Origin of the sequence: Chryseobacterium indologenes (genome assembly GCF_002025665.1) — a bacterium.
GTDB classification, from domain to species: Bacteria; Bacteroidota; Bacteroidia; order Flavobacteriales; family Weeksellaceae; genus Chryseobacterium; species Chryseobacterium metallicongregator.
Window position 1 is genome coordinate 4,530,453 of the sequence record NZ_CP018786.1, and the last position, 18,420, is coordinate 4,548,872.

The window sequence follows — 18,420 nt, forward strand, 5'->3', positions numbered from 1 at the left end:
TTTTAAGTATTCAATTAATGTGCCAAAATTATTAATATCCTAAACTATCAAACATTTTTGCTGTTGATTTAGCTTTTTCGACATCTGTTTTGTTAATATATGCCAATAATTGCTTTTCTGTTGTATGTCCAGTAACATTAAGTAAATAAGCTGTTGCAATTTTTTCATAAAAATTTGATGCAAAACTTTTTCGCCCAATGTGCGAAGTAACCAACTCGTATTTAGGATAATCACCAAAAACCTTTCGGGTGATTTTAGGCTTTCCTTTACGTTCAATTGTCATCATCTTTCCATTGTAAATTATCTCATCAATTTCTGCAATTTTACATACTTCTTTTATATATAAATTAAATTTTACATCCGAAATTTTTCGAGGAAATTCACCATCCCTTTTATCTAAAACTTCTTGAACTTTTTTCAATAAGGGAATTTGCATTTTAGCACCTGTTTTTATTTGTGTAAATTCTAAGTATTTCCTTCCTTCACTATCTTGAACAATTATTGAAGAGGTGAATCTCATATAATCACTAACACGTTGCCCAGTATAACAGGAAATCAAAAGCCAATCCCTTGCATTATCCAAATAATCGTGAGGCATTTCAGTTTTTTCAATTTTATCAAGTTCTTCAAATGTCAAATAAATAGATTTCGGGTCGTTCCTTATTGATTTTTCAACTTCAAATTTCCAATTTCTAACATGTTTATGAACCTCAATATCAAAAGATTCTGCTACACTACATACCATTTTTAAAAACTTCAGATTTTTATATGTATTAGAAACTTTGTAAATTTCATTTTGACAATATTTTTCAAAATCAATTCTAAAAGTATTATCTAAATCTTTAAATTTCAAGCTCCTGAAAGTTTTCTTAATCGTATTTTTATCATCTATGTAACGTTGCAAGACTTGTTTTACTACACCTGCTTTTTTGATAGTAGCTTCCGTAATACTATCTTTTTTAAAAGAAATATAAATATCTATAAAGGGAACAACATCATCAGAATAATTTACTTTTTCCTCTTTTTGACTTTTAGGTTCAATAATAGATTTTAGCCACCCCTTCAAATCTAGTTCAGGCTTATCCTCCGCATAACTGGAAATAATATTTGCTTCTAATTGAGCTAAACGTATGTTAATAGTTTCCGTATCGTCTTTGTGATTTTTTTTAGATGGTATTTTGCACTTACCATCTTTCCAATCTTTCGGTTTACAGTTTAGGTATGGAACAGGTACACGAATATCAATATCCCTGTCTCTGAACTTTGCCCAAATTGTACTTTCCTTATCTGCTACTTTACCCCTAATAAAAAAACTTACTGATGCCATAATTAAATAATTCAAATTTAAAGTTGTACCCAAAGTTGTACCCAAAAAATTCAAATATAGTTTAATTTCAATAAATTCAAATTAATTAAATACACTTCAAACACTTTGATATAAAGCATTTATAAATTAACTAACAATTTAACAGATTCAAAAAAGTAGTCCCTCCAACTCCACTTTTAAAACTAAAGAGAAAATGTAACTTATTTATTTCTAAATAATTACATTTTCTCTTTTTTGTTTTTATTCCTGAATTTGTTCCCAAACATTTTATATTGTCTTCTGATTGACAGAATACAATTCAATTATAAATACCAATCTATTAGTAAATGCCGATGGGCAAAGAATCATAGCACATTCAAATCCGCAGAAAACATACAGAATCCTTGATTTCAAACTCAAATTAAACACACTAATCGGGAAAATTTAAAGAGAAAAAAAGACTTCAACCACACAATAAAATATTATACGACAGGTTTTGTCGCCTTGCAGATATAAATTTGTTTCAGAAATTATTTACAACACAAACAATCAATAAATTAGTAACTTTAAAAAAAATACTTTTTGATGAAAAAACTTAATCTTTTAATGCTTTTGGCATTAACCCTCCTCATGTTCGGCTGTAGAACTGAACTTTCAAATGATACTGAAACCAATACTTTTCAATCAGATTTCAGGAAAACTATTAAACTAAAAGAAGCTTTAGCTTTCAAAAATTATCTTACTGAGATAAAAAACAACCCTTCACACACTTACGGTAAAAGTGAAGATTTTTTATCTTCGCTATCTGATGAAGCAACTGTAACAGTAATTACACAAAATAATGTTACCTCTTACAGTACTGTAGTCAGACATTTAGACAGGTCTTCGGACGTTTTAGTATATAGTACTGATAATGAAAACAAAAGCATAGGTTTTATAGCAAAATACAAACCTGCAGACTTAACAAAAAACTATCAGATTGATAATTTCACGGGTACGGTTGAATATACAACTATGGACGATAGGCCAATGGGAGTCAAAGAACTTTCTAATGGCACACCACTTCCCGACAAAGTAACAGGAACAAAAACATCTGCGAATAAGATGGATTGCTCATTAAGCATTAGGCTTATAGAGGTAAATTGTAATGGTGATAATCATTCTCCATCTCAGTACGCACAATGTGTCGCAAGTGAAAAGCCTTATTATGTTGTGGAAATTACAGAGATTTGTCCAAGCGGAGGACAGCCTCCAAAAGGTTTTCCCAACATGGGAATGTATGATGGCGGCGGTGACAGCGGTGGCAGCACTACATCTAGCGAAATGTCAATACAAGATAGTTTCAATTATATGTTGAATGAAAGTGGTTTTGCAGAGCTTTCAGCAGATGAGTACACTTATATCCAAAACAATCAATACATAGGTGGTCAATTACTTTCTTATTTCTATAATAATTTAAATCAGAATAACACACAATTGCTACATTGGAGTATTAGATATTTTAAAAGTTTGGGAAATTTAGGTACAAACACAATTACTATATGGAAGGAATTTGAAACAAAGCTAAATTTTGCTCAACAATTTTTTGCAAATAATCCCAATGCAACCTGGGAACAATTTTATAACCAGTTTTTGGATACTCCTTGTGAGAGAACAAAAACAACACTAAATAAATCTAATATTCAACAAGGCATTTCCAATGTAAAAGCACAGGCACAGCAAACTCTCATTAATCCAAAAACAGGAGAAATAGGTTTTAAAGAGAAAAAAGACGGAACAGTGGTACCAGCAGATGTAAACTCATCTCACCAAGTAGTATTTAATGATACAACGAATGGATATGGAGGATACCACAATCATACAGCTACGGGAAAACATATGTTTTCACCTCATGATATTGTGGATACCTTATTTGGATTTGCAGCAGCACAAAGTGTAAATGATGGTGTAGGAAATGCATATTTTGGAATGATAGCAGCAGAATGGTGTAATACCTGCTCTGGTGGAAAAAAAGAAATACATTATGTGATACGTTATGTAGGTACAGGTACAGAATTACAAAAATTTGTATATTCACCTTCGAAAATGAAGCAATTTATAATTGATTATCAAAAGACAGCAGGTGATTTAAGTGACCCATACATTAATGGGACGACTTACGTTAATAGCTCAGGTGATTTGAATGAAAAAGGATTAGAAAAATTGTTTTTTGATACTTTGACAAATATAGGAATTGACAACAAAGTACTCCTTCAACGTGTAGAGCCTAACGGAACAGTATATAATTTAACAAAAGATAATAACGGTCTAATTACAGCAACTCCTTGCCAATAAAATTAACCTTTAAAATAATATAAAAAATGAAAACAATATATTTAAAAGTCTTAATCATATGTTTAATGATTAACACATTATCATGTTCTGCACAAACTCTTCCTTTAAATACTCCATTCGCTAACATTCCCAATGGTGCATATATAAAAGATACAAATAATGAATTAACTCCTTATATTGGCACTTACCAAGGTAGTTTCGATGGAAAAGAAATCACATTGTTTATTACTAAACAAGAAAATAAATTAGAGAAAAGTACTCAGAAAAACTATTACATGGATGCTTTAATAGTGAAATACATTGTTAAAAATTCTTCAGGAACAATTTTACAAGATACCCAAAATACTAGCTCAGACATTGAATTTTATAGTTTTAAAATAAGACCTGCAAAAAATGCTTTGGAGTTTATTTATACTGGTACAAATTGCCATGTTGGGTGGGGAAGTATTTATTTGAAAAAATTAAATGTGACTCAGCTGTCCTGGGAATATCGTCCAAATGATATTACAACAACAGAAAGTAAATGTCCTTCCACTTTAGACACAACTATTTATCTACCTGAAACAAAAGATTTGATTTTCACTAAACAATAAGGATAGAGACTGTCTTAATGGCAGTCTTTTTTACAATAATGAAATATGAAAACAATATATAACAAAATAGCAGTAATTCTAATGTTATTTTTCAGTCTTATATCTTGTAAAGCACAACAGATATTCCCATTATTAACGTCAATCGATAATATTCCTAATTTATCACACTTAAAGGACACAAATAATGAGCTTAAAGATTTCATAGGCACATATTTAGCTTCATATAATGGAAATCAATTCACGCTCTATATTTCTAAAGAAAATGATAAACTTTTCAACACTAGGGGAAAACAGATTTATAAAGATATTTTATCTATAAGATACATCATAAAAAATTCTTCTGGAGCTGTTCTACAAGATACACAAAATAAAGTTTTTCAACCAGATTTACTGCATACTATTTACAGTTTATGGGTAACAGAAAATGGCACTAAGATATCATTTAACTATGCTGGTACAAATTGTAGTGTAGGTTGGGGTAAAATAATATTAAAAAAAGTTAATACCACACAACTTTCTTGGGAATATCGTCCAAATGATATTACAACAACAGAAAGTAAATGTCCTTCAACTTTAGATACAACCATTTATCTTCCTGAAACAAAAGATTTGATTTTTACTAAACAATAATGATAAAGACTGTCCTTAATGACAGTCTTTTTACAATGATGAAATATGAAAACAATATATTCAAAAACCTTAATGATGTGTTTTATTATTAACATATTATTATGTTCTGCACAAACTCTCCCTCTAAACACACCATTACAAAACATTCCAAACAATGCTCATCTAAAAGACACAAATAATGAGTTGATACAAGATGTTGGAACTTACAAAGCTAATTTCAATGGAAAAGAAATTACATTATTTATAACTAAACAGGATGATAAATTAGAACAAAACTCTCAAAAAAGCTATTATATGGATGCTTTAATAGTAAAATATATTGTGAAAAATTCTGCTGGAGTTATTCTACAGGATACCATGAATAATAATCTAAGTAATATTGAATTTTATAGTTACTACACTCGCCCAAATCAAAACACTATTATATTTTATTATGGTGGTACAAATTGTCATGTTGGATGGGGAGATATTTATCTGAAAAAAGTAAATTCCAGTCAAATTTCTTGGGAATATAGACCTGATGATATTACAACAACAGAAAGTAAATGTTCTTCAACTTTAGATACAACCATTTATCTTCCTGAAACAAAAGATTTGATTTTCACTAAACAATAAGGATAGAGACTGTCTTAATGGCAGTCTTTTTTACAATGATGAAATATGAAAACAATATATAACAAAATAGCAGTAATTCTAATGTTATTTTTCAGTCTTATATCTTGTAAAGCACAACAGATATTCCCATTATTAACGTCAATCGATAAAATTCCTAATTTATCACACCTAAAGGATACAAATAATGAGCTTAAAGATTTCATAGGCTCATATTTAGCTTCATATAATGGAAATCAATTCACGCTCTATATTTCTAAAGAAAATGATAAGTTATTTGATTTTGGAGATAAACAAATTTATATAGATGCTCTCTCCATACGCTACACTGTTAAAAATCCCTTGGGGGTAATTCTTCAAGATACTAAAAATAAAGTATTTCAAGATGATTTATTGCACACAATCTATAGCCAATGGGTTACAGAAAATGGAACTACGGCATTATTTAACTACGCTGGTACAAACTGTCATGTTGGATGGGGTAAAATAATACTTAAAAAAGTTAACACCACACAACTTTCCTGGGAATATCGTCCAAATGATATTACAACAACAGAAAGTAAATGTCCTTCAACTTTAGATACAACCATTTATCTTCCTGAAACAAAAGATTTGATTTTTACTAAACAATAATTACGTTTAATACCTCTAACTAAAAAATGATTGGCTTTACTTATCTGTGGTAAAGCCAATCATTTTTATTTTAAGAAACTTTGAAAAGTTCATCATTACTCCATAGTGCTAAATGATTCAATTCATAGCAATATCTGACGTTCAAGCATATTTTCAAAAATTTCTCTAACTTATTACTGTCTTTCAAGAATTGCATACTGCTCTCTTAAATCAAGAACGGTAGATAACGGATAAACTTTCACTTAAATCAATACATTATTCTCTTAAAAAATTGATCAGTATAATTAAATATAAAGTTCTCCTTCTTCATTTATCATTTACACCAAATATAAACCACTGAAAACGAAAAGACTAAAGCTAAACAATCTAAAATGAAAGCTTCCGGTCCACAAAAAAGACTAAAAAAATGTTTTATCGTAAAGAATTTTATATATTTGCACCATCTAACAATTAAAAAAATAATTTACTATGTCAGACATTGCATCAAGAGTAAAAGCTATCATCGCTGATAAGCTTGACGTTGAAGAAACAGAAGTAACTCCTGAAGCTAGCTTCACTAACGATTTAGGAGCTGATTCACTAGATACAGTTGAGTTAATCATGGAATTTGAAAAAGAATTTAACATTCAGATCCCTGATGATCAAGCTGAAAAAATTACTACTGTAGGACACGCTATCGCTTACATCGAAGAAGTAGTAAATAAATAATATTCTTCAACAAAAAAGAAATTAAACAAAGTTTATGGAATTAAAAAGAGTAGTTGTAACCGGATTTGGAGCAATAACACCAATAGGAAATAATGCAAAAGAATACTGGGAAAATCTTGTGAAAGGTGAGAGCGGTGCCGCTCCGATTACTCTTTTTGATGCCACAAACTTTAAAACAAAGTTCGCTTGCGAGGTAAAAAATTTCGATCCGTTACAGCATTTCGATAAGAAAGAGGCTAAAAAAATGGACAGAAATACTCAATTGGGACTTGTTGCAGCAAGAGAAGCTGTAACGCATTCCGGAATTATTGAAGACAATGTAGATAAAAACAGAGTTGGTGTAATCTGGGGTTCTGGAATCGGAGGATTAGAGACCTTTGAAACTGAAGTGTTAGGATGGGCGAATACGGAAATTCCGAGATTTAACCCTTTCTTTATCCCAAAAATGATTGCGGATATCACTCCAGGGCATATCTCAATAGAATACGGTTTCCACGGACCAAACTATACTACTGTATCTGCATGTGCATCTTCAGCAAATGCTATAATTGATTCCAAAATGCTGATCCAATTAGGAAAAGCAGACGTGATTGTGTGCGGAGGCTCTGAAGCTGCCGTTACAGCAAGTGGTGTCGGTGGATTCAACGCAATGATGGCACTTTCTACAAGAAATGATGATCCTAAAACGGCTTCAAGACCTTTTGACAAAGACAGAGATGGATTTGTATTAGGGGAAGGCGCAGGTTGTATCGTTCTTGAAGAATATGAGCACGCTGTAAAACGTGGTGCTACAATTTATGCAGAATTACTGGGAGGAGGTCTGAGTGCTGATGCACATCACATGACTGCTCCACATCCTGAAGGCCTTGGTGCTTATCTGGTAATGAAAAGCTGTTTGGAAGACGCAGGCTTAACTGCTGATGAAGTAGATCATATCAACATGCATGGTACATCTACTCCATTAGGAGACATCGCAGAATCCAATGCAATTTCGAAATTATTAGGCGAGCACGCTTATGACATTCAGATTAATTCTACAAAATCAATGACTGGTCACCTTTTAGGTGCTGCAGGAGTTATTGAAGCTATCGCTGCATTGGGAACTATTATTCATGGTACTGTTCCTCCAACCATCAACCATTTTACTGATGATGAAAATATTGACAGCAGACTCAACTTTACGTTCAATACTGCTGTTAAGAAAGATGTAAAAGTAGCCATGAGCAATACTTTTGGATTTGGCGGGCACAACGCTTGCGTTCTATTTAAGAAAATCTAAATTCAATGAATGGAGTTACAGAAATACTTTTCTAAATTCCTTCTCAAAAAAAGAAAAAGACAATTAACGGAGAGAGAATATTTTCTCAGTACCGAGCTTAGAAAAGTTTTGGGTACTGAGGTACAGAATATAGCTCTTTACCGCGAAGCTTTTTCTTTGAAAAATTCTTCTAAAAATCAAGACAGTAATTACGAAAGACTTGAATTTTTGGGAGATTCTGTTTTGGGTACAATTATTTCTTGTCATTTGTTCCAGACTTATCCTCAAGCCAATGAGGGATATCTGACACAAATGAAATCTAAGATTGTTAATAGGAAAAACCTCAATAAATTAGGAGAAGATCTCAAGCTTACCAGCCTTTTGCAAAAGCAAAACAGCTCATCAGCTTTGGGAGAAAATATCTCTGGAAATTTGTTTGAAGCCTTAATCGGTGCCGTTTACTTAGACTTCCATTATGATGCCTGCAAAAGGATTATTTTGGAAAAATTGCTGACCCCTTCCGAGATCAACAAGCTTGAAAACAAAATTGTAAGTTATAAAGGTCTCCTGCTCGAATGGAGCCAAAAGAAGAAGGTTAATATAAAGTACGAAACCTGCGAGGAAATACAGGCTAATAAATCTATCGTATTTAGGTGTCATGTATGGCTGGGAGAAGAAAAAATAGCTAATGCAACAGAGACTTCCAAGAAGAAAGCAGAGGAAAAAGCAGCACAGAGAGCATTTTATATTTTAAACAAAAAAGAAAATATACTTGGAAATTCAAAAACTTTATGATCTTGATGATATAGAATTTGAAGATATTGCCATAGGATTGGTAAGATTAGCCAAAGATGTACCTGCTCACGAGTTTTTCTACAAAATAAATCAAAAAAACAACCTCACTTTTTCAAGAAAGAAAGATCTTGTTTTTCATGGGGGATATTATGATTATTTTTTCCCAAGATTTGAAGCCTACCACAAGTATACGAAGACTTGTTTTACCTTCATTTCCAATAAATCTTCTGAAAGTAAGCAAAAAAAAATTCAGACAGAACTCTTTACAGAAGAAGAAAACATTAAATTTTTATTAAATAATCAGGTAGATGTGGAATATATTCTGCATAGTTCGGAACAGTTTCCTGATTTTTCCGTAATTTTGCTCCCTGAAAATCTTGTGTTTCCAATTCAAGATTATACACTGAGTTCTGATGAGGAACTTTATCAAATTATCCAGTATTATGAATAAGTATTTAAAGAAGACAAAAATTATCGCAACACTAGGGCCTGCTTCATCGTCGAAGGAGGTAATGTTAGATTTAATGAAAGCGGGTGTTGATATTTTCAGAATAAATTTTTCCCATGCAGATTACGACTTAGTTCGAAAAAATATTGAAATAATTAGAGAGCTAAACAATGAGTATGGTTATTCTGTAGGAATCTTGGGAGACCTTCAGGGACCTAAGCTGAGAGTGGGAGTTGTAAAAGAGGGATCTTACCTGAACCCAGGTGATATTCTTACCTTCACCAATGAAAAAATGGAGGGAGATTCCACTAAGGTGTACATGACATACCAACAGTTTCCACAGGATGTAAAAGTAGGGGAAAGAATCCTTATTGATGACGGGAAACTAATGCTGGAGGTTATCGAAACCAATGAAAAAGATACTGTAAAAGCAAAAACTATTCAGGGAGGTCCGTTAAGTTCTAAAAAAGGAGTTAATCTACCTAATACGAATGTTTCACTTCCTGCATTGACAGAAAAAGATATTCAGGATGCTAATTTCATGCTTGACATGGAGGTAGACTGGATTGCTCTTTCTTTTGTTCGTCATGCACAAGACATCATTGATCTGAAAGAATTAATTGCGAAACATCCGAACGGTAAATTCAAGACTCCTATTATTGCGAAAATTGAAAAACCTGAAGGCGTTAAAAATATTGAGGAAATCCTTCTTGAATGTGATGGATTAATGGTTGCACGTGGAGACCTAGGTGTAGAGGTTCCAATGGAAGAAGTTCCTGCGATCCAGAAAAACCTGGTAGAAAAAGCAAGATTTTATTCCAAGCCGGTAATTATTGCCACTCAGATGATGGAAACCATGATCAATAGCTTAACACCTACAAGAGCGGAAGTAAATGATGTTGCGAACTCTGTATTGGATGGAGCTGATGCCGTAATGCTTTCCGGAGAAACTTCTGTAGGGAGATATCCGGTACAGGTTGTAGAAAACATGGCTAAAATTGTAAAGAATATCGAAACTACTCATTTTTACCAACACAAAAATGAGCCTATTGAGAAAGATTACAACTGTATCGATGAAAGATTCATTACAAACAGGGTTTGTCTTGCAGCAGTAAGAATTGCAAAAACAACCAATGTTTCTGTCATTGTAACCCTTACTCATTCAGGATATACAGCTTTCCAGCTCGCAGCACACAGACCAAACTCTCACATCATTGTATATAGTGGTAACAGAAGAGTTATTACCATGCTGAACCTTCTTTGGGGTGTACATGCCTATTACTATGATATGAAGAAGTCTACTGACGAAACGATCATTCAGGTAAATATGTTGACGCATAACTATGGTTATATCGAAACCGGAGACTTCGTAATCAATATCAATGCTACTCCATCATATGAGGGTGGAAAAACAAACACATTGAGATTAACTACAGTATAAGCAATAAGCAATAAGCAATAAGCAATAAGCAATAAGCAAAATTACTTTTTGCAAAAGCATAAAAAAATTCCCGGAAATGTATTTCCGGGAATTTTTATTTATAGTGTAACGCTTACTGTTAACTTATAAACGGTAATTTGTCATTCTGAACGAAACGGAGTGAAGTGAAGAATCTCTAAGACTCCTCGATTCCTCCGAATGACATTATACCTAATTTAGTTACCAACAATGGTTTTAGCGGTCACAAATTCTTTTAAAGCTAAAAAAGAAAGTTCGGTTCCATATCCTGAAGCTTTTGATCCTCCGAAAGGAAAACGTGGATCAGAACTTGTCATACGGTTGATATTGACTGTTCCAGATTCAAGGTTTTCAATGAAGAATAACTGACGGTCTTTATTTTTAGTCCAGACAGAATTAGAAAGTCCGAAAGGAATATCATTCGCCATCTGTAAAGCTTCTTCATCAGTTTTTGCAATCATAACCATACCAAGAGGTCCGAAAAGTTCTTCTTTTAAAATTGGATTTCCTTCCTGAACTCTGATTAAACCTGGTTTAAATTCATTTTCAGAAACTCTTTCCAGAGGAATGATAATTTCAGCACCGTTTTCCAATGCTCTGTTGAACTGCGCTTCCAATTCATCAGCAAGATCTGGTCTTGCCATCCCTGCCAGTTTAGTTTCTTTATCTAAAGGATCACCAATCTCATATTTCTTATATTCTTCAATGAATACAGGTAAGAATTTATCTTCAATCTTTTCATCGATGATAAATCTTTTTGCCGCAGTACAGGTTTGTCCGCAGTTTTGAAGTCTTGACTTTACTCCAGCTTTTGCTGCTTCTTCAAGATCTGCATCATCGAAAATAATGAAAGCATCACTTCCGCCTAATTCAAGTAAAGATTTCTTAATATTTAAACCAGCAATTGAAGCTACTTCACCTCCTGCTTTTCCGCTCCCTGTAAGACTTACACCTCTTACAGCATCATGTTCAAGGATTTCTTTTACAGCTTTATGCCCTACTTCAAGATTCTGAAAAATACCTTCAGGAAAGCCTGCTTCCAGAAGTACTTCTTCAATGGCATTTCCACTTCCGAAACAAATTGAAGCATGTTTCAAAACGATTGTATTTCCTGCTAAAATTGCAGGAGTAGCAAATCTCAGCACCTGCCAAAAAGGAAAGTTCCAGGGCATTACACCTAAGATTACCCCTTTCGGGGCATAATGAACTTCAGAATAAGCAAATTCTGAATCAACTTTTTCTGGCTTTAATATATTTTCAGCAGTGGCATAATAATTCATCATTAAAGCACACTTTTCCACTTCAGCAATAGATTCTGAAATGGGTTTATTCATTTCTGTAGTAATTATTTTCCCAAATTTCTCCGAATTATTCTTTAAAATTTCCGCTGCTTTTGCAATTAACCTCTGCCTTTCCTCAAACGGCACTTTTCTCCACACTGAAAACGCTTTATCAGCTTTAATAAGCTTGCTTTCAATTAATTGTTCCATAATATAAATTTCTGTTTTAAATTCAGCTAATGAATTTATGAGCGCTTTTATTTTAAAAGCACGGTGAAATTAGCAAATTCCATTCCTTAAGGGTCAATAAAATAATGATTTTCTCTATCGGAAGAATATAACTTTTTTACATCATTAGCCATTCATTCACAAGACATGCTGCCAGTCTTGCTGTTCTGTCCTGGATATCAAAAGAAGGGTTAACTTCTGCCACATCCAGTGCCACCAATTTTTTATTTTTTAAGATGTGTCTGTAAAAATGCATAAAGGCAGTATCTGCAAAGATACCATTATATGCTGAAGCCGAGACTCCGGGAGCAATAGATGCATTGAAGACGTCCATACAAATGGTAAGATAGACATAATCTACGCTATCCAGCAACTCATCAATGCGCTGATAGATAGATGTAAGATTTTCAAAAAATAATTCGTCTGCCAGGATATATTTCATCCCATATTGATGGGCCGTATCAAAAAGTTTCAACGTATTGGAGTTTCTCTGAATTCCAATATGCAAAGAATTGATAGGGCCTTCCTGAGCAATCTGCCAGAATCCGGTCCCTGAGCTTGGTCCTACTCCATTTTCCGGTTGTCGGTTATCAAAATGAGCATCGATATTAATAATGCCTATTTTTTGTTCCGGGAAAGCTGTTTTAACGCCTAGATAATGAGCATAAGTCACTTCATGACCTCCACCCAAAACAAGAGATTTCCCTCCTTTCAAAAGTACTTTTGAGATATTTTTGGCAAGATTATTCTGAGTATTTTCAAGATTACCATCCTCACAGGTAACATTCCCAAAGTCAAGCATTGAAAAGTCAGGAAGAATTACCGGAAAATTAGACATATTTTTTCGGATCACATCAGGAGCATCTTTCGCTCCCTGACGGCCTTTATTTCTTCTTACTCCTTCATCCACAGCAAAGCCATGCAGGGCAAAATCACCTGTAGAGATGTTGTCGTAATTACGTTCTTCTTTTACTCTTTGAAATAATCTGTGATAGAGAAGTTCTTCTCCATCCAATCTGCCTTGCCAAATATTATTCATTATTAAATAATTCCAATTTGTAGGTTGCTTTTTAAGTGCAATCAAATTCAACTATTTCTTTAATTGTTCGTTTTTGCCCGCCAAGATAACGAATGCACTTTTTATTATCTGTAAAATATAAAATATAGCTCTGAAAAAAAAATAAAAAGATAACAGAGTTGTTAATAGAAAAGATATAAAGATCAATCCAGAATAAAATATTCCTGAGACCTTCACTTCTTTTATTATCTCACCATTATTCCAAAGGGATCGCAAAAAAACAGTTATATTTAAAGATACTACAAGTAATACCAAATAAATTATAAAATTTTTAATTGCCTTCAAAACAATACTTTTATATTGGATTTCCATCAATATACACTTTCTCAGCCTTTAAACTCCCCTGATTATACAATACATTCTGGAAATTGTTGGTTTTAAAAGTGACAAAATCTGCTTTTTTCCCTGCTTCCAATAGTCCTCTATCTTCAAGGTTCAATGCATACGCAGCACGGAAGGTCATCCCTGCCAAAACTTCAGCTGTTGTAAGCTTTTGGAAGGTTGCTAAAATAGAAGCCTGGGTAATTAAATTCCCCATTGGAGCAGATCCCGGATTCCAGTCACTTGCAATAGCCACAATAGCTCCTGCATCTAATAATTTTCTTGCCGGAGTAAATTTCTCACCAAGGCCTAAACTTGCTCCCGGAAGCGCTGTTGCCACCGTATCAGATTCTGCCAGAAACTGAATATCTTCATCTATTGTTGCTTCCAAATGATCTGCTGATTTCGCTCCTACTTCTACCGCAATTCTTGAGCTTCCAGGGGTAAACTGATCGGCATGAACGGTAATTTCAAAGCCTAGTTTTTTTGCTTTAAGCAAGAAATCCTTACTTTCCTCAGGCTGAAAAGCAGACTTTTCAATAAAAATATCGACTCTGTTCGCTAACTCTTCTTCTTTTACTTTTGGTAAAATTTCGGTTATGATATATTTCAGATATTCGGGATTGCTTCCTTCAAAATCTCTGGGTTTTAAGTGGGCTGAAAGACAGGTTGGAACTAAAGTGGCTTTGGTTACATTCTGTGCTTTTTTAATAATTCTAAGCATCTTCAGCTCGTTGTCCACATCCAGACCATATCCGCTCTTCACTTCAATGGTGGTAATTCCCAGATCAACCAAAAAGTTGATTCTTTCTACTAAAGTTTTTAATAATTTTTCTTCTGAAGCATTTCTTGTATGCTGCACGGAACTCCAGATTCCACCACCACTTTCTGCAATCTCCAGATAGGTTTTCCCTGCATTACGCATGGCAAAGTCATTCGCCCGGTTTCCTCCGAAACAAATGTGGGTATGTGAATCTACAAAAGCAGGCAGAACAACCTGTTCTCCTTCAATGTGTTCAATTTCTATGGTAGGATTTTCTGTTTTTAATGTTTCAAAATTTCCAACTTTCTGGATCGTATTCTGATCTACTACAATTCCTCCGTCTACAATAATTTCCAGCTGCTCATCGGAAAGTTTTCCTCTTAAGGGTAAGTTAGCAAGCGTTACCACCTGCTTAAATGGTCCTATTAATTTCATTAGTTTAAAGTTAATGCGATGTTTAGATTCAAGCTGATTCATTTTTATATCAGTACTCTTTTTCTAAACATTCAAAATTTCATTAATTTTTATGAATAATTTCTCCTCTCAAAAATACTTAAAATATCCCAATTATTTAAATCTTAGCTATTCTCATTTTCAACCCTGGCATAAACCTCTCTATCAATCTCAACGTTTTCTCAATCTGCCCTTCAACCTTTGTCTAAATTTGCTATCTTTGAAGTAAATGAAATGAATTAATGCCAGATTTTTTACATCCAGATAAGGAAAACTACTCACGAGAGGAGCTGATGCAGGAAGAACAGATCCGTCCCCAAAGCTTTAAAGATTTTGCGGGGCAGAGAAAGACGCTGGAGAACCTTGAGGTTTTTGTTACCGCTGCGAAAAGACGTGGCGGAGCACTAGATCATGTTTTATTACATGGTCCACCGGGGCTTGGTAAAACGACTTTAGCCAATATTATCGCTAATGAACTTGGGGTAAACTGTAAGGTTACATCGGGCCCTGTATTGGATAAACCCGGAAGTTTAGCTGGTTTATTGACCAATCTGGAAGAAAATGATGTTCTTTTCATTGATGAAATTCACCGTCTTTCTCCTGTAGTAGAGGAATACCTGTATTCTGCAATGGAGGATTATAAGATTGACATCATGCTGGAAACAGGTCCTAATGCCAGAAGTGTACAGATAGGGCTGAATCCTTTTACTCTCGTAGGTGCTACGACAAGAAGTGGTATGCTTACAAAACCAATGCTTGCCCGATTTGGAATTCAAAGCAGACTGGAATATTATTCTATTGAACTTCTGTCTATGATTATTCAGAGAAGTGCAAGGGTTTTAGGAGTAGTTATTTATGAAGACGCAGCAATCGAAATTGCGAGAAGAAGCCGTGGAACGCCAAGAATTGCGAATGCATTATTAAGAAGAGTACGTGATTTCGCCGAGATCAAAGGAAATGGTGAAATTGAAATCAAGATTACAAAATATGCCCTGGATTCTCTTAATGTGGATGAATTTGGTCTGGATGAAATGGACAATAAGATCATGCGTGTCATGATTGAAAACTTCAAAGGAAAACCGGTTGGTATTTCCGCTCTGGCAACATCTATTGCTGAAAATCCGGAAACACTGGAAGAAGTATATGAACCGTTTTTGATTCAGGAAGGGTTTATTATCCGTACTCCAAGAGGGCGAGAAGTTACTGATAAAGCTTACAAACATTTGAATATTACAAGACCTAAAAACCCGGGAGAGCTATTTTAATTCAAAGTTTTGAGTTCAAAGTTTAAGGTTAATGAGAATTGATTAGTTTATGTTTATACCCAAATTATATAGAAGTGAAGATTTTGATGTGATGCGAAAGATTATCAAAGAAAATTCTTTTGCTTTACTGATTTCTTCCGTAGATAAGATACGGGCCACTCATTCTATGATGATGCTCAATGAAGATGATCCTGAAAATATTTATGTTGAAACTCATATTTCAAGAGCTAACCCTCAGGCGAAAACCTTAAAAAATGGTGATGAAGTTCTTTGTGATTTCTTAGGGGCTCATACTTATATTTCCAGCAGCTGGTATGATCATATCAATGTTTCCACCTGGAATTATGAGGCAGTACAGATTCACGGAAAAGTTGAAATAATGAATCATAATGAACTGTATGCTCATTTGGATAAATTAACGTCCAAATATGAAAGCTTTCAGCAATGCCCAATGATGGTGAAAGACATGGGAAAAGAATTTGTGGAAAAGGAAATGAAGGGCGCTTTTGGGATTAAAGTTATTCCAACCGAAATATTTATCAAACAAAAACTTTCTCAGAACAGAAAAGAGAATGATTTTAACAACATCATTACTCAACTTGAACAATCTGATGATAACGCGAGAAAAATTGCGGAGAAAATGAAATTAATAAAGAAATAATCAAAATATACATATGAAGTTATATCCAATACAATGTGGAAAATTTAAACTGGACGGCGGTGCTATGTTCGGAGTCGTCCCGAAGAGTCTGTGGGAAAAAACGAACCCTGCAGACGAAAAAAACCTGATCGAGCTGGGAACACGTTCTCTGCTTATTGAAGATGGAAAAAAACTGATCCTGGTAGACTGCGGTCTTGGTAACAAACAGGATGATAAATTCTTCGGTCACTACTCTCTTTGGGGAGATGATACTCTTGATAAAAATCTTAAAAAATATGGCTTTATAAAGGAGGATATTACGGACGTATTCCTTACCCACCTTCACTTCGATCACTGTGGTGGTGCTATCGAATGGAATGACGACAGAACCGGATACAGACCAGCCTTCAAAAATGCCAACTTCTGGACGAATGAAAATCACTGGCAATGGGCAACAGAACCCAATGCAAGAGAAAAAGCAAGCTTCCTGAAGGAAAATATTATGCCAATGCAGGAAAGTGGCCAGCTTAACTATTTACCTCTTCCTACTACCGGAAACTATGGTTTTGCTCCAGATCTTAAAATGGATGTTATTTTCGTAGACGGGCATACAGAAAAACAAATGCTTCCGGTAATCCAATACCAGGAAAAAACTGTTGTTTTTGCTGCAGACCTTATCCCTACGGCAGGACATATCAACCCTGTGTATGTGATGGGATATGATACCAGACCACTTTTAACAATGGAAGAGAAAGCAAAGTTCCTGAAGCAGTGTGTAGACAACGAGTATTTATTGTTCTTTGAGCATGATGCGCATAACGAGCTTGCAAGCCTTAAAATGACCGAAAAAGGGGTAAGACTTGATGAAACGTTTAGCTTTAATGATGTTTTTGGATATTAATTTTTAATCATGGAAGAATTACATTCAGAAACACAGCAGACAGAGCCGGAACCAGCACCCAAGATCATTGGTTTAACAGGAGGAATAGGTTCTGGAAAAACTACAGTAGCGCGCTTTATAGAGGAATTCGGTTTCCCGGTTTATTATTCCGATGACAGAGCTAAAGCCATTGTCAATGAGAGTGAAGAACTGAAAATAAAAATCAAGGAACTTCTTGGCGAAGAATCTTATGATGAAAATGGGTTATATGACAGAAAATTTGTGGCTGATCAAGTTTTTAATAACAGAGATCTGCTTCAGCAATTGAATGAGATCATCCACCCCGCTGTAAGAATTGATTTTGAAAACTGGGTTAAGAAACAAACCAAATATTTAGTTTTTAAAGAAACAGCTTTATTGTTTGAATTGAAACTTAACAGACAATGTTATAAATCTCTTTTAGTAACTGCTGAGGATAATATCAGAATTAAAAGAGTAATGGACAGGGATAACAAAACCTATCGCGAGGTAGAAGCTGTCATGGAAAAACAGATGCCTGAAAGGGATAAAATAAAAATGGCAGATTGTATCATTTACAATAATACCAATCTGGAAGAACTAAAAGAACAGACTGAAAAAGTAGTTTTCAGTATTGAATAAATAAGAACTCGTTAGAAGCTTTTCTAACGAGTTCTTTTCTGCAAAAAATAATTTCTGAGGGATTATTCCAATAAGA

Annotated in this window: 18 protein-coding genes; 14 read left to right on the forward strand and 4 right to left on the reverse strand. The window is 34.1% G+C overall.

The features are described from left to right. Window positions 1-31 precede the first annotated feature (31 nt). Window positions 32-1,327 (reverse strand): hypothetical protein, encoded by a 1,296-nt coding sequence (locus BUE84_RS20470; protein ID WP_079243283.1) that lies wholly within the window; start codon window positions 1,325-1,327, stop codon window positions 32-34. A 564-nt stretch (window positions 1,328-1,891) separates the two neighbouring features. On the opposite strand from BUE84_RS20470, the gene BUE84_RS20475 reads away from it, so the two are divergent. The 10 genes from BUE84_RS20475 (at window position 1,892) to pyk (ending at window position 10,758) form a co-directional block, all read left to right on the forward strand. After that, window positions 1,892-3,640, forward strand: a complete 1,749-nt coding sequence (locus tag BUE84_RS20475) for a hypothetical protein (RefSeq protein ID WP_079243284.1) — start codon at window positions 1,892-1,894, stop codon at window positions 3,638-3,640. 26 nt (window positions 3,641-3,666) lie between these two features. Further along, window positions 3,667-4,233, forward strand: coding sequence for a DUF6705 family protein (locus tag BUE84_RS20480; protein ID WP_145953314.1), 567 nt, complete (start codon window positions 3,667-3,669; stop codon window positions 4,231-4,233). Window positions 4,234-4,278: 45 nt separating this feature from the next. Beyond that, window positions 4,279-4,863, forward strand: a complete 585-nt coding sequence (locus BUE84_RS20485; RefSeq protein ID WP_079243286.1) for a DUF6705 family protein — start codon at window positions 4,279-4,281, stop codon at window positions 4,861-4,863. A gap of 45 nt (window positions 4,864-4,908) precedes the next feature. Further along, window positions 4,909-5,478 (forward strand): hypothetical protein, encoded by a 570-nt coding sequence (locus tag BUE84_RS20490; protein WP_079243287.1) that lies wholly within the window; start codon window positions 4,909-4,911, stop codon window positions 5,476-5,478. 45 nt (window positions 5,479-5,523) lie between these two features. Further along, window positions 5,524-6,108 (forward strand): DUF6705 family protein, encoded by a 585-nt coding sequence (locus BUE84_RS20495; protein WP_079243288.1) that lies wholly within the window; start codon window positions 5,524-5,526, stop codon window positions 6,106-6,108. 468 nt (window positions 6,109-6,576) lie between these two features. Continuing rightward, complete coding sequence (locus BUE84_RS20500; protein WP_002976354.1) at window positions 6,577-6,816, forward strand: acyl carrier protein; 240 nt, start codon at window positions 6,577-6,579, stop codon at window positions 6,814-6,816. 34 nt (window positions 6,817-6,850) lie between these two features. Then, window positions 6,851-8,095, forward strand: coding sequence for a beta-ketoacyl-ACP synthase II (fabF, locus tag BUE84_RS20505; RefSeq protein WP_047435444.1), 1,245 nt, complete (start codon window positions 6,851-6,853; stop codon window positions 8,093-8,095). Between the two features lie 9 nt (window positions 8,096-8,104). Beyond that, window positions 8,105-8,869, forward strand: a complete 765-nt coding sequence (rnc, locus tag BUE84_RS20510) for a ribonuclease III (protein ID WP_079243289.1) — start codon at window positions 8,105-8,107, stop codon at window positions 8,867-8,869. Next, a complete protein-coding gene (locus BUE84_RS20515) occupies window positions 8,847-9,320 on the forward strand; it encodes an IPExxxVDY family protein (RefSeq protein WP_079243290.1) in 474 nt (157 codons plus the stop codon). The genes rnc and BUE84_RS20515 overlap by 23 nt, the downstream gene beginning before the upstream one ends. After that, a complete protein-coding gene (gene pyk, locus BUE84_RS20520; protein ID WP_079243291.1) occupies window positions 9,313-10,758 on the forward strand; it encodes a pyruvate kinase in 1,446 nt (481 codons plus the stop codon). Before BUE84_RS20515 ends, pyk begins: the two co-directional genes overlap by 8 nt. Window positions 10,759-10,973: 215 nt before the next feature. On the opposite strand, the gene BUE84_RS20525 is transcribed toward pyk, so the two are convergent. From BUE84_RS20525 to hutI, 3 genes are all read right to left on the reverse strand, one after another. Next, the gene (locus BUE84_RS20525; protein WP_079243292.1) at window positions 10,974-12,266 is read right to left on the reverse strand and encodes an aldehyde dehydrogenase family protein; all 1,293 of its coding nucleotides are present in this window, start codon (window positions 12,264-12,266) and stop codon (window positions 10,974-10,976) included. A 136-nt stretch (window positions 12,267-12,402) separates the two neighbouring features. Then, on the reverse strand, window positions 12,403-13,323 hold the full coding sequence (gene hutG / locus BUE84_RS20530) for a formimidoylglutamase (RefSeq protein ID WP_079243293.1): 921 nt from the start codon (window positions 13,321-13,323) through the stop codon (window positions 12,403-12,405). Window positions 13,324-13,657: 334 nt separating this feature from the next. Further along, window positions 13,658-14,881, reverse strand: coding sequence for an imidazolonepropionase (gene hutI, locus BUE84_RS20540; RefSeq protein WP_079243993.1), 1,224 nt, complete (start codon window positions 14,879-14,881; stop codon window positions 13,658-13,660). 260 nt (window positions 14,882-15,141) lie between these two features. Between hutI and ruvB the strand changes: the two genes are divergently transcribed. The 4 genes from ruvB to coaE are packed head-to-tail and all read left to right on the forward strand — an operon-like array spanning window position 15,142 to window position 18,344. Next, window positions 15,142-16,164 carry a Holliday junction branch migration DNA helicase RuvB gene (gene ruvB / locus BUE84_RS20545; protein WP_062675795.1) on the forward strand — a complete coding sequence of 341 codons (1,023 nt, stop codon included), beginning with the start codon at window positions 15,142-15,144 and terminating at the stop codon, window positions 16,162-16,164. Between the two features lie 49 nt (window positions 16,165-16,213). Further along, a complete protein-coding gene (locus BUE84_RS20550) occupies window positions 16,214-16,825 on the forward strand; it encodes an FMN-binding negative transcriptional regulator (RefSeq protein WP_079243295.1) in 612 nt (203 codons plus the stop codon). A 13-nt stretch (window positions 16,826-16,838) separates the two neighbouring features. Continuing rightward, window positions 16,839-17,705, forward strand: coding sequence for an MBL fold metallo-hydrolase (locus BUE84_RS20555; RefSeq protein WP_079243296.1), 867 nt, complete (start codon window positions 16,839-16,841; stop codon window positions 17,703-17,705). 9 nt (window positions 17,706-17,714) lie between these two features. After that, window positions 17,715-18,344 (forward strand): dephospho-CoA kinase, encoded by a 630-nt coding sequence (gene coaE, locus BUE84_RS20560; protein WP_079243297.1) that lies wholly within the window; start codon window positions 17,715-17,717, stop codon window positions 18,342-18,344. The last annotated feature ends 76 nt before the right edge of the window (window positions 18,345-18,420 follow it).